The organism is Peristeroidobacter soli (assembly GCF_004138485.1).
Classification (GTDB): domain Bacteria; phylum Pseudomonadota; class Gammaproteobacteria; order Steroidobacterales; family Steroidobacteraceae; genus Steroidobacter; species Steroidobacter soli.
This window is the reverse complement of record NZ_RYEV01000006.1, coordinates 387185-403816: the sequence shown is the minus strand read 5'-3', so window position 1 is coordinate 403816 and position 16632 is coordinate 387185. Positions and strand designations below refer to the sequence as shown.

General features: G+C 62.5%; 10 protein-coding genes. 2 read left to right on the top strand and 8 right to left on the bottom strand.

The window, feature by feature from the left end:
• Positions 1–66: 66 nt before the first annotated feature.
• A complete protein-coding gene (locus EKO19_RS28190) occupies positions 67–2970 on the top strand; it encodes a TonB-dependent receptor domain-containing protein (protein WP_129780718.1) in 2904 nt (967 codons plus the stop codon).
• Positions 2971–2973: 3 nt separating this feature from the next.
• Here the strand turns inward: EKO19_RS28190 and EKO19_RS28185 are convergent, their stop codons facing one another.
• The 7 genes from EKO19_RS28185 to EKO19_RS28155 form a co-directional block, all read right to left on the bottom strand.
• On the bottom strand, positions 2974–4056 hold the full coding sequence (locus EKO19_RS28185) for a hypothetical protein (RefSeq protein ID WP_129780717.1): 1083 nt from the start codon (positions 4054–4056) through the stop codon (positions 2974–2976).
• Positions 4057–4137: 81 nt separating this feature from the next.
• Positions 4138–5673, bottom strand: a complete 1536-nt coding sequence (locus tag EKO19_RS28180) for a TolB family protein (RefSeq protein ID WP_217705664.1) — start codon at positions 5671–5673, stop codon at positions 4138–4140.
• A gap of 150 nt (positions 5674–5823) precedes the next feature.
• Positions 5824–7431, bottom strand: coding sequence for an AMP-binding protein (locus EKO19_RS28175; protein WP_217705663.1), 1608 nt, complete (start codon positions 7429–7431; stop codon positions 5824–5826).
• 2 nt (positions 7432–7433) lie between these two features.
• Positions 7434–8711 (bottom strand): spinster family MFS transporter, encoded by a 1278-nt coding sequence (locus EKO19_RS28170; RefSeq protein WP_129780716.1) that lies wholly within the window; start codon positions 8709–8711, stop codon positions 7434–7436.
• 6 nt (positions 8712–8717) lie between these two features.
• Positions 8718–9452: a TetR/AcrR family transcriptional regulator gene (locus EKO19_RS28165; protein ID WP_129780715.1), complete on the bottom strand. Its 735-nt coding sequence runs from the start codon at positions 9450–9452 to the stop codon at positions 8718–8720.
• Complete coding sequence (locus EKO19_RS28160) at positions 9449–11152, bottom strand: carboxylesterase/lipase family protein (protein WP_217705662.1); 1704 nt, start codon at positions 11150–11152, stop codon at positions 9449–9451. Before EKO19_RS28160 ends, EKO19_RS28165 begins: the two co-directional genes overlap by 4 nt.
• A 25-nt stretch (positions 11153–11177) precedes the next feature.
• Entirely contained in the window at positions 11178–13442 is a 2265-nt protein-coding gene (locus EKO19_RS28155) for a TonB-dependent receptor (protein ID WP_129780713.1), read from the bottom strand.
• 129 nt (positions 13443–13571) lie between these two features.
• Between EKO19_RS28155 and EKO19_RS28150 the strand changes: the two genes are divergently transcribed.
• Positions 13572–15389 (top strand): acyl-CoA dehydrogenase, encoded by a 1818-nt coding sequence (locus EKO19_RS28150; RefSeq protein WP_129780712.1) that lies wholly within the window; start codon positions 13572–13574, stop codon positions 15387–15389.
• On the opposite strand, the gene EKO19_RS28145 is transcribed toward EKO19_RS28150, so the two are convergent.
• Complete coding sequence (locus tag EKO19_RS28145) at positions 15333–16580, bottom strand: glycosyltransferase family 4 protein (RefSeq protein ID WP_129780711.1); 1248 nt, start codon at positions 16578–16580, stop codon at positions 15333–15335. The two genes, EKO19_RS28150 and EKO19_RS28145, sit on opposite strands and share 57 nt — an antisense overlap.
• Positions 16581–16632: the final 52 nt, after the last annotated feature.

The window sequence follows — 16632 nt, the reverse complement described above, 5'->3', positions numbered from 1 at the left end:
CGTGATTGTTAATTGCGCTCCGGGACACGGAGGCTGAATGCTGCGGAGGCGCGGTCCCTCAATGTCATGATCGACCGCGATCTCGCCAGCGTCCTCTCTCCACACACGTGGCTCTGCCTGTATCTCTTGGGTTCGTGGACCTGTGCGACCGCCAGCGAATGGAATATCGAGACAGCAGTCCACGAGCTGCACATTCCCCGCCAGTCCCGCATCAAGACCCTGAACGAACTCAAGCAGCTTCACAAGTTGCAGCTGGATTATCGAAGCGGCCATGCCGAGGAACGCGAAGCCGAGGTTGGCCCCATCGACGGCGAGCTCATGTATGGGGACGCTTTGGAACGGGTGCTGCGAAACTCGACGCTCAGCTACCGCATTGAATCCAACGAACTCATCATCGAAACCCGCTCCTCTACGATAACCACGGAGAAATCCATCACGCAATCGAGCGCGCCGTCCACCAAGGCCGCTCCGCCCGTCGTGCCCCCTCCGACCGGGGCCCCCGAGGAAATGGTGGTTTTGTCGAACCCGCTGCCTATCCAGCCCATCACCGTGCTGGAACGTCGGGACCTCACCGCCCTCGGCGTGTCCTCAGTCTCCGAGGCACTTCGATATATTTCTCAGAGCACTTTCGCACGCCCCGAAGGCTACCAAGTCAGCGGTGCCCAGTACGCGGATCTGCGCGGGCTCGGCTCCAACAACACGCTGGTTCTGATCAATGGCCGTCGCGCGATGCCGAGTGCGGCGAGCTTGACCGCCAACGCGTTCGATCTGAACACCATTCCGATCACCGCCGTTGAGCGCGTCGAGCTCATAGTGGACTCGACCGCGGTTGCCTATGGCACCGACGCCGCGGGCGGCATCATCAACGTCCTGCTGCGCCGGGAGGTGACCGATCCGACCGTCGAAATCCAATATGGCGGCGCCGCCGGCGGCGCCGAGCAACGACGCGGAACATTACACCTCGGCACCGAAAGCGAACGGTTCAGTGGCGCGGTGACAGTGGACTATTTCGATGGCGGCGGCTTGCTCGGCGCCGAACGCGATCTGTGGCGCAACCAACGATTTCTCGGCGAGCAGAATCTGCGCGCGCTGCTCAGCGCGGCCGGCAATATCACCTCGACAGACGGTCGCAACCTCCCCGGGCTCAGCTCGCCGGTCGCGGCCGTGCCGATCGTCGACACCACGCCCGGTATCACTCTGGATGATTTCGTGGCGACCGCCGGCACGCCCAATCAGGACAACCTGCTCAGATTCTATTCGATCGTTCCGGAGTCGAAGCGCAAGAGCGTGCTGGCCAATGGCACGTACAACATCAGCGAGTCGCTGCGGCTGTCGACCGAGCTGCTCTATGCCGGCCACAGTTCCCGATTCTTTCTCTGCCCGCCGGCGCTGCTCGGGCTACCCGTGCCCACGAGCAATCCGTTCTCGCCGTTCGACGCGACAGTTCGATCGTTTCGATTGATGCCCGAGCTAGGCTCGCAATCCCAATCTGTGGACGCGGAGCTGATTCGCGCCGTCGCCGCTCTGCAAGGTCATTGGGGAGAGTGGGAGTGGAACATTTCCGCTCTCTACTCACGCGAGACAGCCATCACGTGGATGGATCGCACCCTGGACTTGAGCCCCGATGGCCCGGTCGTGCAGGCGCTGGCGACTGACAATCCAGAGCGGGCTCTCAATCCATTTCAGGCCGGGGCCATCGGCAAGGCGCAGCTGCTGAGTGAATTGATCGTCCCTCGCCAGATCGACCGTTTCATCTCCGGCGCCCTGCAAGCGATATCTCATGCCGAAGGTCCGCTGGCTCGTACCGCCGCCGGCCCCATCGCTTTGATGCTCGGCGCGGAGTGGCGGCAGGAATCCGGGGTCTTCGATAGCAAGCCCCTGGGGTGGTTCGACCGCGATCGCGACATCATCTCGCTCTACCTCCAGTTGCAGGTGCCGATCGTCGGCAAGGACACCGCGCGACCCGGACTTCATCAACTCTATCTCGCCACGGGAAGTCGCCTGGATCACTACGACGGCATGAGTAACGTGATCCGGCCTCAGTACGGAGTGGTGTGGTATCCGTGGCCGGCGCTGAAGATGCGAGTATTCCGAGGTTACAGTTTTAAACCTCCTTCGTTCTATGAGTTGTACCGACCGAAAACCACGACGCTCGGCACGGTACCCGATCCGGCGCATGACAATGAGCTCAAGACCATCACGACGCTGGTCGGCGGCAATGACACACTGGAAGCGCAGACGTCGGAAACATTGACCGCGGGTGTGACCTTCTCGCCCGAGTTCTTCGCGGGCGCTTTCATCTCCATCGACTACTGGCGCGTCGGCCTGGACGGTCGCGTCTCCACTTTGTCGCCAACCGTGCTGGTCGAAAATGAATCCTTGTTCCGGGAGCGCATCACGCGCAGTTACGATGGAGGCGAGTTGCTATCAGTGGACGCCTCGCGCATCAATGCAGGTCGACTGGAGGCCAGCGGCATCGATCTCACGCTGCACGCCGAGCTGCCCACGGACAGTGGACACCTCACCCCCGAGTTGCGCACCACCTGGTTCGCATCCTATCGCGACAACGACGTGCCCGGCCGGCCGGCGGTGGAGCGGGTCAATCTGGCCAGCGAGTCCGGATCCATTCTGAAATGGCGGGCGATTGCGTCGCTCAAGTGGGCGCGCGGGCCGTACGGCATTGCCGCCGCGGCTCGTTACACACCTCCTTATGATGACGCCGTGGCCGGAGTGCGAACCGGAAAAAGGCTCGCATCGCGAACCTTGTTCGATCTGCAGGGCTCGATCGATCTAGGCGCGCGGTTTGGCGAAGACTCCGCATGGAATCGGGTCAGCCTGGTCGCGGGCGTGTTCAACATCTTCAACAGTCAGCCCAATGTCGCCGAAGTCGGCGGCGCCGCGGCCTTCGACTCGTCGCAAGGCGATCTGAAAAACCGATCGTTTCAGATTCGCGTACTGAAACGACTCTGACATTCAACGATTCTGCAGCGCCTGATACGCACTGATCGACGACAGCACCGGCCACGCATCCAGGCTCGATGGATCGGAAACGATCGCCCAGCCAGTGCCCGCGCGCTGCAACGGCAGCAAGTGCACCGCGCGATCGTGTTCCGACTTCAGCAGCGCCACGCAAACATCCGGACCGAGCGAGTACACGCTGCCGACAGTCCAAGGGGCGTGATTCGCGAACCAGATGAGATAAGCGCTGTAGTTGTAAGCAGGCACTTCGCTGCCGCGCTGGAACACGGCGACGCTCTTCGGCGTGCCGGCGGAGTACAACATCGAGAGCTTTTCAAAGGTTGGCTGCTTCGATCGGGTGACTCGCAGATTCTCGGTCAGGGTCGAGACCAGCTTGCGCGCGCTCGCGGTCGTCTGGTCGGAGGCGCGATCAAGATGCAGAACGATGGGGTCGGTCGAGACAACCTTGCGGGCCGCATCGACGACGGCCGGCAGCATCGGCAACGGCGTGTCACTTTGTGCCGGCGCGTCGACTTGTACAGCACCTTTGTCAGCAAACGCCGCGGACACGCTGCGACCAAGCAGGCTGTTCGTAAAATGATCGCCGATCTGGCAGGTGTCGCCGAAGCAGCGGGCGGCGTGTGACCATGAGGAGTCGCGACTACCGCCCTCACCGACATCACTCACATGCTTGACGACGCCAAACTGGTACTCGCCCCAATGCAGTACCGCCACCAGGCGCACAGTGCGCAAATCCGCGAACTGTTCGCTCAGCGACTTCGCCGTGGGGTAGTAATCATTGACGCCGGCTTGCAGATGCGGCTCGAACAGTGATGCCACCTTCTTGATGTCACCCGCTCTGCCGATCTCGTAGTACGCCTTCAGAAACCGGATCATCTGCGAGTCGCCCGTCGCGACCGGCGTCAGCAGATCGAGCGGCGCCGCACGATAATCTTCGACCCGGACTGTTGCCATCAACGGTGCAGTGTTGGAACCCAGGTTGATGTGCACTTCCTTGGGTACCGCCGCCCGGGCCGCGGAACATACAGCCAGCGCCGCGATCATCGCCAATCCCACTCGCCCGATCTTCGTTCGCATCCCGCTCACGCCCGTGTCGCCTTCGGAGGCTGATCTCCGGGATCTTCGCTCGCGACGGGCTCTTGGTTTCGAGGTCTCGGGTCAGCGACCGGGCGCCAGCTCATCCGTATTGCTGACGAATGCCAGCATCTTGCCATCCGGCGACCAGGACGGCACATTGATCGTGCCCTGCCCGCCATACACATATGCGATGACTTTCGGAGCGCCGCCCGTCACCGGCATGACTCGCAGATAGACGCGCTTGTAGTAAGGATGCTCGGACGGCTTGATCTCGTCGACGTAGCTGATCATCGCAATCCATTTTCCGTCCGGTGATATATGCGGAAACCAGTTGTTGTGCTGGTCGTCCGTCACCTGCTGCTGGTCCGAGCCGTCCGCGCGCATGCGCCAGATCTGCATGCGACCGCTGCGCTCCGAGTTGAAATAGATCGTGGCACCGTCCGGGGTGTACTCCGGGCCATCGTCCACACCGGGCGCGCTCGTCAGCCGCTGTTCGCTACCGCTGCCGTCGGCGGCGGCTCTATAGATGTCGAACTCACCGTTGCGGCCACCGGTGTAGAGCAGATATTTTTTGTCGGGCGACCAGCTGTGCAAATAACTCGGCGTGAGCGGCGTGACTCGCTTCGGAGTGCCACCGACCGCGGGCAGCGTGAATATCGTGGATTGATTCTGGTCGGTGCTCTGATCCGAGATTCCCAGCATCGTGCCGTCGAACGACAGCACGTGGTCGTTGTTGTTACGAATCGCGAAACCGGTATCGATGAGCGTCGCCTGACGGGTGGCGAGATCGAAGCGATAGAGGCGCCCTCGGCCTTCGCCGCGCCCGCTGGTGTTGTAGATCAGGGCCGTTCCGTCAGGGGTCCAGTTCGGCGCTTCGAACGGCTCATTGGAATGTCGGATGACCTGGCGCACGCCCGTGTTCACATCGAGGAGCTCCAGCACGCTGCCGATATAGTCGCGGTACGGGACGAAGTCGGGCCTGGCCGGGCGGATCACTCGAACGTTGCGAAATACGGCAGTCTCGGTGACGTCGCCGTTGTGCGAGCATATGAACAGCCCCGCATAAACGCTGTCGCCCAACGCGAGGTCCGAGATCTCGCGGGTGACGAACGGTTCGCCGAAACGTGCGGCGGAAAAGATGTATGTATTGCCGCGCCGTTCGAGCTGAACGACATCCGCGCTCTTGACCGCAGCTTCGAGCTGTTCGGTGATCGCGCCTCGACTGCGACGAAACTGCAGCGACGTGAGGCCGTCTCCAGCATGCAAAGCCCCGTCGACATACGGTGAGTCGTCATCGAGGCTGCTGCGAACGATCAGCCCGGCCTTGCGATGCGGGTCCACGCCCTTGCCCAGGAACTCGACGCGGGCCTGCAGAATGAAATCGCCCTGAAGCTTGCGCCAGGCCAGGTGGAATTCATCCCGCTTGTCCCACATGTTGACGCCGCCCGACGTCAACTCATATTCCTGCGAGGCTGCATTCCAGGTCGCGTGACCGGCCAACTTGGGGTTGCCGATGTCGGCGTGATCCTCGAATACGCCCAGCGGTGCGGCCAGGGCCGCTGCCGGAAGTAACAGCGCGAGCATCCAGCCAAGAAATGCGAGTGAGCGATCATCCATGGGCACTCCCTTCAGTCGAGTCCGTCGCAATCCACGTCAGATGATAGTCGCACCACCGTCGATCACAAGCACCAGGTGTGATATGCCCATCAGCTGCGGATGCAAGCATGATCGCCACTCGCCCAGTGAGGTCGAACGACGGGGCGGGAGTCAGCCGTGCTCAGCCCGCAAACGTTTCTTATCGATCTTACCGGTGGTCGCCAGCGGCATGGCGGCGACCCGCACGATGGCGTCGGGAAGCCACCAGCTGGCGACGCGCGACCGGAGGGCATCGAGCAGCGCTTCATCGGCAATGTTCGCGCCCTTGCGCGGCTCGACGACCAGGATGGGACGTTCACCCCACTTGGGATGCGCGCGGCCGACGACCGCGACCAGCGCCACTTCCGGCAACGCGCCGATGATGGCTTCGATTTCACCAGGATTGATCCACTCGCCGCCCGATTTGATCAGATCCTTGGCGCGGCCCGTGATGCTGACATTGCCGTCGTCGTCGATGACCGCGAGATCGCCGGTGTCGAACCAGCCGGCCGCGTCGACCGCCGGTTCGGATTCACCGAAGTAGCGTTCGATGACGCTGGCACCGCGCACCCGCAATCGCCCTTCGGATCCGCGCTGTTCCGTCAGTGCCAGCCCATCGGCATCGGTGAGCAACAAATCTACGCCGAGCGGCGGCCGTCCCGATCGACTGGCTTTTCTCGCGGGCGACGTCGCAGGCGTGACCGTGCCTAGCGGCGACAACTCGGTCATTCCCCAACTGGTCTGAACGGTCACGCCGAGACGCTGCTCGAGACGGTCCATCAAAGCCTGCGGCACCGACGCCCCGCCGAGCATGATCCGTTGCAACGACGGCACGTCCTCTCCCGTCTTGTCGAGATAGTCGGCGAGACCGAGCCACACCGTGGCCACACCCGCCGCAACGGTGACCCCCTCGGAATTGATCAAGCTCGCGAGACTGGCGCCATCCTGATGCCGGCCGGGCAATACCAGCTTTGCGCCCGCCGCCGGGCCGGAGAACGGAAAGCCCCAGCCGTTGGCATGAAACATCGGCACGGCAACCAGCACCGCATCGCGCGAGGTCAGGCCGCTCGCATCGGCTTGCAGCTGATGGATCGTATGCAGATAGTTCGAGCGGTGAGTGTAACTGACCCCCTTCGGCTTGCCCGTGGTGCCCGAGGTGAAACACAGACCGGCTGGTGTGTTCTCATCGAACCCACCCCAGGCAACGGTCCGCCCTCGCTCTTCCAATAACTCTTCGTATCGCCACGCGCGAACATGACCGCAATTCGGCAAAGACCCGGGCGCACCAGGTTCATCGAGTACCACGACGTGCTCGATGGTCGGGCACAGCGCGATCAGTTGCTCCGCCAGCGCGATCAGATCGGGACTCACCGCGAGCACACGATTGGCCGCCTGATGAACCATTGCCGCCAGATGCGCAGCTGACATTCGCGGGTTGAGCGTGTGGCAGACGATCCCAATCCCCATGGCGCCATACCAGCACTCCATGTGCGCCTGACTGTTCCAAGCCAGCAAACCGAGATGCTCTCCCTGCACGAGGCCGAGCGACCGCAGCGCGCCCGACAGGCGATTGCTTCGCTCCCGCATGGATGCATATCCGATGCGAGCACTCGCCCCGCCACTGCCGCCGGTGACTACTGCAACGTTCCCATGCCACTTCGCCGCGTGATCGATGAAGCGGTCCAGCGTCAGTGCATAGGGCTGCATCGCGCCGGCCAGCAAAGCGGAGGGTGTCGGCATGGCTAACGGGAAATCACTTCGCGCTCGCGTCCGAGCCGGCGCGCCAGCACCAGGTGCAGGACGATCGCGATCAAATAGAAGGGAACCAGGCTGTAGAACGCAAGTTGCAGCGAGTTCGTTGGATGCGTCGGACGCAGCCAGTCGCTCACGGCCCCGACCCAGGTCGGCCCGAGACCCAGCCCGATCAGATTCATGATCAGCAACAACACCGCGCCGGCCAGTGTTCGCTGCCGCGCGGACACCGCGTTCTGCACCAACGTCACCGCGGGCGTGAGATAGAAATAATTCAGAAACGTCGGCACCGCGAGGAATGCGAGCGCGACCGGCCAGGCCGGCGTGTGCACGAAGCCGATAAAAAACGGCACGGCGATCGCAAGCGCAGTTCCAGGCAGCAAGCCATACACCTGGGGCGAGCGCTTCGCGAACCGATCGATCAAGCGCCCCGACAAAAAGATGCCGGCGCTGACACAAACGCCGAGCATGAGCGCATACCACAGCGCGATCTCATCCAGCGTCATCGCCTTTTCGCGCATCAGAAACAGCGTGGTGAAGCCCATCGTCGCGTATGTCACAAACTGAGTGGCACCCGCCGCGAGCGACACGAGGGTGAGCGTCGGGCGCGTCGCGAACATGCGCATCGTGGCCCAAAAACTCACGGTCTCTGTGCTCGCCGTTACCTGCACATCGGTCGCGCCGCGCTTCGGCTCTCGGATCACGCCCCACACTGCCGCTGCAGCCACGATTCCCGTGGCCCCGATCACGATGAATGCCAGCCGCCAGTCGTATAACGCGGCGATCTTCGCTCCAAAGGCCACGCCCAGTGCCTGACCAATGGGAGGTCCGAGATTGAACAGACCCAGCGCCGTCCCGCGACGCTCCGCCGGAAAGTAGTCGGAAATGATCGAATAGGACGGCGGCACGCCACCCGCCTCACCGACGCCGACGCTCATCCGGGCGATGACGAGCTGTGAATAGTTCTGCGCCATCCCGCAGGCGACAGTCGCCGCACTCCAGAGGGTGCAGGCGAATGTCAGCACGCGCACCCGATTGCCACGATCGGCCAGCCACGCGATCGGAATGCCGAGAATGCAATAGAACATCGCGAAATAGAGCCCGCTGATGCGTCCGAGCTGACCGTCGCTGATGCCCATGTCATCCTGGATGGGCTTGGCCAGGATCGACAGCAGCTGCCGGTCCAGGAAGTTCAGGACATAGACGAAGCACAACAGCGCCAGCACGCCCCAGGCATAGCGCGATTCGGGCGAGCGGGATGTTTCCATTGCCTCCTACTTCTTTTTCCTGGTGGGCTTCGAGGCCTGGCAGATGGCGTGAAAGCCGGCGGCCATGAATTTCGCCATGTGCTTTCGGATCGATTCGAAATCCGAGGACGAGCACAGCCCGTGCGACAGCTCATCCAAGCGGCCGGTACGTGCCATGTTGTGAGTCATGGCGCCGGACACGAAGTGATAGCCCCAGAAGATGGTCTCTTCGTCGCACTCCGGCATCGCCTTCTTCAACAGATCGATCAGTGCCAGCACCACCGGGTTGAAGTACTTGGTCATCTTCTCGGCGCCCCACCCGGCGGCGCTGTTGGCTTGCGCGGCGATTTTGCCGAACGCGGCCCACTGTTCCGGGTCTTCCAATTGCACGTTCAGATCGGTGTCGATCCAGGCGTGCAGCGCACCCTCGACCGTAACTTTATCGCCCGCCTCTTCGGCGTAACGTCGCATCGCTTCGAGACGATTGCGCGCGGAGACCGGTGCCCGCCGCGCCCAGACCGCTTCGAAAATGCTTTCCTTGCCTTTGAAGTGGTAGTGAATCAACGTCGAGCTGATGCCCACACGGGCCGCCACATCCTTCAACGTGACACCGTGATAGCCGAACTCGGAAAACAACTGCTCGGCGGCGTCGAGAATGCGCGCGATGGACGCTTCCTTGACGCGTGCCTTGTGATTTGGAACACGGGTACGGCGCACCGGCGCGGCTGCGCCTTGCGGTTTGGCTTTGGTGAGGGTGCTCATGGGGTAGCAGGCTGCCGGCCCGCAGCGTGATCGTCAACGCTGAAGGCCGAGAAACCGATATCGAGCCGCCAGCCGCGACCCTGTTGGCGCCGCGTCGAGATCAACTTGTCGGCGAAGGCAAAAGCGCCGGGATGCAGATCGCGCCCGGCAGTGGGCCGTTCATCGATATCGAGATAGCCGCGACCGTCGGCTGTATAACGTGGCCAAGCCGGCATGTTCGCCGCCTGCGGAACCCCATTCCGAACGAACGAAGCCCAATAGCTGAGCATGGCATCCGAGAGTTGAGACTCCGCGCTCGTGAGTGGCGGCCGCGGCCAGTTCGGTCCAAGCGCAGCCTTTTCTCCGACCTGGCCGAAGATATAGGGCAGCTCGCTGGCATGAAACGCTGCCAGGTCCCGCTCCCGCTGCGCGGGCGTGCTGTGCCGGAAATAATAGAGATAGGACGGTTGCCCTGCCTCCGCCTGCAGGCGCACTAGCGATTGAGCGGTCCAATCACACGCGCCGTCGCGAATCGACGCCATCACGTCTTCTCGCGGATTCGCTCCCGGATACACAGCTAGAAAGGCTGCTGCCTCCGCACCGAAACGACGACGGACATCCGCTTCATACGCTGCCTGGTTGGCCGGAATGTCGCCGGGCATGAAGTAGAGCAGCGATCGGATCTCCCCCTCGTTGAAGCCGGCGATGACCGGCACCTTCGCCTGCTCGCCGTGAGCAAATGTCTCGAACAGCTGCCGCTTCAACACCACGCCATCGATCACCGGCTCGGGTCCCCACTTGCTGGCGAGGCCCGCCATGAACAATTTCACGGGATCGGCGGCACGAAGCTCGGCCGCAGTCGATACGCCGGCCGCCTTGGCCAACGCCGCGCCCTCGGCCTCGGCGGAACGCAGACCCAGCGCGTCATCGCGAAGCGCGCGATTGGTTTGCATGTACGCGCTCTGCACGATGGCTTTCGAGAACAGATCACGCGCGAGCGGACTGGCGAGCAGCGCGATCACGCTGAGCCCGCCGGCCGATTCGCCCGCAATCGTGACCTGCGCGGGATCGCCGCCGAACTCGGCGATGTTGTCACGAACCCAGCGCAGCGCTTCGATCTGATCGAGCAGGCCGTAATTACCAGAGATGTGCTGCTCCGATTCGGCACTCAGTGCAGGATGCGCGAAAAATCCCAGCAGGCCGAGCCGATAGTTGATCGAAACCACGACGATTCCCTGCTGGGCCAACTTGACGCCGTCGTACAAAGGCTCGGAGCCCCCTCCCCTCAACAACGCGCCGCCGTGAATCCACACCATGACCGGGAGGCCGCGCGCTCCTGCAAGCGCGGCCGAGGATATCCCGCGGGAGACCGGTAGCTTTCGTGCACCGCTCGGCGCCCAAACGTTCAGCGTCAAACAATCTTCGCTGGGCGAGGCAATGTCACCAAAGTAGACGCTGTTCGGCGGATACGGCGGCTGCAGGCAGGAGTGTCCGAATTTCCGCGTCTCTCGCACACCTTGCCACGCGGCTGCCGGCACTGGCGGTCGCCAGCGCAGATCGCCGACCGGCGGCTTGGCGTATGGAATGCCTTTGTAAGCGTCGACCTTGGCAGCTGCATCGGTCGCTCCTTGCACGACGCCCGTGCGAGTCTGGACCTGCGGTAGCGCCTCACTCGCGACGGAGGCCGCCGCGAGTGCCAGACACGTGACCCCAACAAACATTGGCAGTGACATCCGCATGGCCGGCTCAGAACTGATAGCCGAAACGCACACCATACGTTCTCGGCCGCAGAATCGTGTAGCGGCTGTCGACGAACGCCTCCGGATGGATGTACACGACGCCGTCGTTGTTACCCAGATTCTCCACGTACAAGGTCGCGGTCATCTTGTCGATGCCGAGGCCGGTCTGCAGATTGATGTAGGTGTAATCGTCCGTCATGCCATACAACGGATTGCGTACACCCGCCCTGCCCGGCGTGTTGGGAAAGCCGTTGGGGAACGAGTCGACGTGCGCGATCTGGAAGCTGGTGAAGCCCGTGAGCGTATCGCCCAGCTTGTAGTTGTACGCGCCGAAGAACGAGCCCTGCACTTTCGGCGACGCCAGCCGCGAGCCCTTCTCGGCTCCGGAAATCACAGCTTCCTGAGCGGTGAGCTCCTTCACCTCGGCTTCGTTGAACGATGCATTCAAGCCAAACATCAGTCCGCGCACCGGCGTGAGGGTGATCTCAGCTTCCAGGCCCTGGCTGGCGGCGCGGCCGACGTTGGTCGCGAACTGGATCGAATCCGAAGAGCGGTTGGCCTGAACCTGGATGTTCTCCCAATCGATGTAGTACGCGGCCAGGTTGGTCGTCAGCTTGCCGTCGAGCCAGCGCGCCTTCATGCCGATCTCATAGTTGGTGAGATCGTCCGAGCTCGCGCCGGCGGGAATGATCAGATCGCTCGGATTGACCACGCTGACGCTGCCCGCCCGGGCGTTGTAGACCGGCGTCCGATAACCCGTGGACACGGTGATGTAGGTCATCAAGTCGCGCGAGGGCTCATACGCCAGGCTCGCTTTCCACGACGTTCGTTCGGCTGATTTCAAGTCCGTCGAGGTTGCCGCCACCGGGATGAGAGGAAGCGGCGCGCGGATGCCCGCGAGCGCGTAAGTGAAGTACGCGGAGTTGAAGCCTGCGTCGGTGTCCAGCGTTCCGCCATATTTTCCATAGCGCAGACCACCGGTGAGCGAGAGCGTGTCGGTCAGGTGATAGGAAAGCTCACCGAAACCCGCCAGCTCATAGGTGCGCGTGTCGCTGCCGAAACTGTTGAACGTGGCGTCGGCCGGCAAGCCGGTGATGCCGCGCGCGGCCAGGAATTCCGGGCTCGACTGCTGCTTGCCCACCAGATCCAGATCGCGGTCGAGATAGAAGCCGCCCACGACCCACTCGAAGCGCCCTTGCTGATCGGAGACCAGTCGGGCCTCCTGCACGAACGTCGTCGTCTTGGCCTTGTCGTCCAGATAGAACGGAATGGCACGGGCGAACGTCCCCGCCAGATCGACCACAAACAGGCCGTCCGCAATGGAATAAGTCGACGAGCTGGTCAGATCCGCGCCGTCGAATCGATAGTTCAACGTCGCGTTATAGATCTGGGTCTTGGTGGTGTAGTAGTCGGGTCGCGTGGAATAACGCTTGCGCTCGCCCAACGTCGGGTTGGTCAGCGACGCGTCTTCGGGATGGCTGTCCTCGTAGGAGCCGAGCAGCTTGACGCTCAACCGGTCGGTGGGCTCCCACAGCAGGATCGCGCGGCCGCCCGAATCTTTGAGCGAATTGGCATTCTTGACGCCGGTACCGACGTTGTCGATGTAGCCGTCTTCGTCACGATGAAAGCCGACCACGCGCAACGCGAGCTTGTCGTTGACCAGAGGAATATTGACCATGGCGTTGTAACGCTGACGCGTGCCGCCACCGTCGGGTGTATGGCCGATATCGACCAGCGCCGAGGCATCGTAAGTCGTGAGATCCGGACTCTTGGTCAGGATGCGCAGCGCGCCGGACAGCGACCCCGAGCCGAACAGCGTGCCCTGCGGACCGCGCAGGAATTCGACCCGTTCGACGTCGTAAAGATTCGGATTGAGCGTCACCGTGTTGCCGATGGTGCTCAGGGGTAGATCGTCGAGATAAATGGTGGTCGTGGTCTGCAGCCCCGCGCCCCAACCGTTGGTTGAAATGCCGCGGGCAGTGAGACGCACATTGTTGTCGCTCGCGACATTCAGCACGGCGCCGGGGGCTTCGCGGGCAATGCCCTCGAAACCGACGATACCTTTCTGCGTCAGCTCGGCTTGTGACAACACCGAGATGCTGAGCGGCACATCCTGCAGCCGCTCGCTCCGGCGAGTGGCACTGACGATGATTTCTTCGAGAGCGATCGACTGGCCTTGCGTATTCGTCGGGCCTGATGAGTTCTGCGCGCCGGCGGGAGCCGCCGCGACCACCAGCGCAATCAGCGCCATTCGGTAATCCAAACCGTTCATGTCATCCCCCTGTTGGCTTTGTGCCGCGTTCTTTCACGCCGCGGTGGCCGCGGTCAGGCGAGGTGTTCGCTCGCCATATCTTAGAATTAACATTGACTGACTCGACAGTCAATATTAAGGTTTCAGCTCATGAACTCCCTGCTCCTGTCCCGTCGCGACCTGGACTTCCTGTTGTTCGAATGGCTCGACGTGACGAGCCTGACGGCGCGGCCGGCATTCGCCGAACACTCGAGGCAAACATTCGACGCGGCGCTCGATACTTATTCCGAGATCGCTCACGCCGAGTTCGCACCTCACAACAAGAAAGTGGATCGGGAGCCACCGCGCCTGGTCGGCGAAAATGTTGTATCGGCCCCCGAGCAACGCTCGGCATTGCAAGCATTCGCCGGGGCAGGACTGCTCGCCGCCTGTCAGGAAGAAACATTGGGCGGGATGCGCCTGCCGTATGTCGTGGAACGCGCCGGCCTCGCGTTCGTCCTCGCTGCCTGCCCCACCACCGCGGCGTATGCGTTTCTCACGATCGCCAACGCCAATCTGCTGCTGACACATGGCACGCCGTCGCAGATCTGGCGTTTCGTCCGTCCGATGCTCGACGGAAGATGGACTGGCACCATGTGCTTGTCGGAGCCGCATGCCGGCTCATCGCTCGCCGACATCACGACGCGCGCGGAACGTCAGCCGGATGGCAGCTATCGACTCACAGGAAACAAGATGTGGATCTCCGGAGGCGATCACGACCTCGCGGACAACATCGTTCATCTGGTGCTCGCCAAGGTGCCCGACGACCGGGGCATGCTCCGCCCCGGGGTCGCCGGAATCTCGCTATTTGCAGTCCCAAAGCACTTGCCGGCGTCGGACCACAAGCTCGGCGAGCGCAACGACGTCGTGGTCGCGGGCTTGAATCACAAGATGGGCTATCGCGGCACCTCGAACTGTTTGTTGAACTTTGGCGAAGGCCGGCATCGGCCCGGCGGTCGGGCGGGAGCCGTCGGCGAGCTCATCGGCGAGGAAGGCCGCGGGCTGGCCTACATGTTCCATATGATGAATGAAGCCCGCATCACCGTAGGCCTTGGGGCGGCGGCAATCGGTTACACCGGCTATCTGCATTCGGTCGATTACGCTCGCAGTCGACATCAAGGCCGCCTGCCAACGCAGCGCAATCCGGAATCGGCACCGGTGCGCCTCATCGATCATGCCGACGTGCGCAGAATGCTGCTCGCGCAGAAGGCATTCGTCGAAGGCTCGCTCGCGCTCGTGTTGTTCTCGGCATGTCTCGTTGACGAGACGAATACCGCGCCTGCCGACGAAGCTCAGCGCGCCCGACAGCTACTCGACCTGCTCACGCCGGTGTCCAAGAGCTGGCCGTCCAAATGGGGCGTAGTGGCGAACGATCTCGCGATCCAGATTCACGGCGGGTATGGCTACACGCAGGACTTCAATGTCGAACAGTTCTATCGCGACAATCGCCTGAACCCGATTCATGAGGGAACGTTCGGCATTCAGGCCATCGACCTGCTCGGCCGCAAGGTCGGCAGCGCCGATGGTCTGGCCCTGGCCGATCTCAGCAAGCGCATCGAGCGCTCGGCGGAACGCGCCGCTGCTATTCCAGAACTCACGGCAGAAGCCGCCGCACTACGCGCGGCCTGGTCGCGCGTGCTCGAGACCACGATGAGCCTTCGATCCATTCCCGATGCCACACTTCGGCTCGCGAATGCCTCTTGCTACCTCGATGCCTTCGGGCATGTCGTCGTCGCGTGGCTCTGGCTCGATCAGGCTGTGACTGCGGCACGCGGGATCGATGGACCGGACGCTGCGTTCTATCGGGGCAAGTTGACCGCGTGCCGGTACTTCTACAGATGGGAGCTGCCGCGCATCGACCGATGGCTGGGCTTACTCGACCCCGTCGACCGCACAGTCCTCGATGTCAGCGACGATTGCTTTGCGTGACGCCAGCGCGGTATCGAGCAGTTCGCGATTGAGCCTGCGAATGTCATAGCGGGCTGCGACGAACGCACGACCCTGTGCTCCCAACGATTGCAGCTGATCCTCGGGCGTTCTCGACAACGTGCGTAGACTCGCGACGATGCCGTCCACGCTGCCGGGATCGAAGCTGTAGGGCCGCATGATCGGTGCCGTCGACTCGCAAACGCCGCCGGTGCGACTCACCGCCGCAATGGCTCGCATGAACAACGCCTCCTGCACGACGCACGCCTGGTTCTCCTCCCAGGTATTACGCGGGACGCTCGGCAACAGGAACACATCCGCCTCGCTATAAAGCCGCTTCAGCTGATGCTGATCGGCTCGCCCAAGCATCTCGACGTGACGCTCCAGGCCATGTTGAGCGATGAAGTTCGTGAGCCGCTCGCGTTCGGGACCATCACCGGCAACGCGCATCACGATGTTCTGCCCTTCCGCGACCAGCGCCTGCAATGCCTGCAGCCCGAACAGAAACCCTTTTTCCTCACTCAACCGGCCGACCATGAGCACATTGAGCTTTCCCTCGCGCCGATAGACGCGAGGCTGCGGATCGGGAAACGTCTCGATGTCGAATCCCACCTGTGAAATCACGACCCGCTCCGGCGACTGCCCACGACTGATCGCATGCTGAAGCGAGCTCTGGGTATTCGTGAACACGACGTCGAAGCTGTTGAATGCACTTCGCACCAGCACCGCCGGCGGCACCGGCACGCCGGGCAGCTCACCGCCGTGGTAGTGCATCGTGATCGCGGCCTCCGGATAGATGCTCTTCAGGAACTGAACGTTGATGGCGGCGCGCAAGTTGTGAACGATACAAACATCCGGCGCCTGCGCCGGGAGCAGCACGGCGCGAATCAGATTGAGCCACCGATGTTTGAACGGCGCCGGATGAGCAAAGCCGCGCACCGCCTGAAATGGATGCCGGCACATGCCACCCAGAAATTTCCCCAGGAACTTCGGCGCATCGCGCAGCGTGGCCGGCAGATAACGCGTCTTGCTCACAAAGGCAGGCTCTTCCCCGCCGGTACCGACGCCGCCTGCATGCTGGCCAAAGGCGTAGAGCTCCAGCTCGTGACCGTCCCTCAGGAAACGCTCGAATTGGACATAGTGATAAGCCTTGTAGGGGCTCGGAAAATGCTCGGCAATGGCCAGAACTTTCAAGTCGGTCTCCCTGGCGTGTCGGCCCGCTGTGCCGCCGCTGTTTGAGACCGAG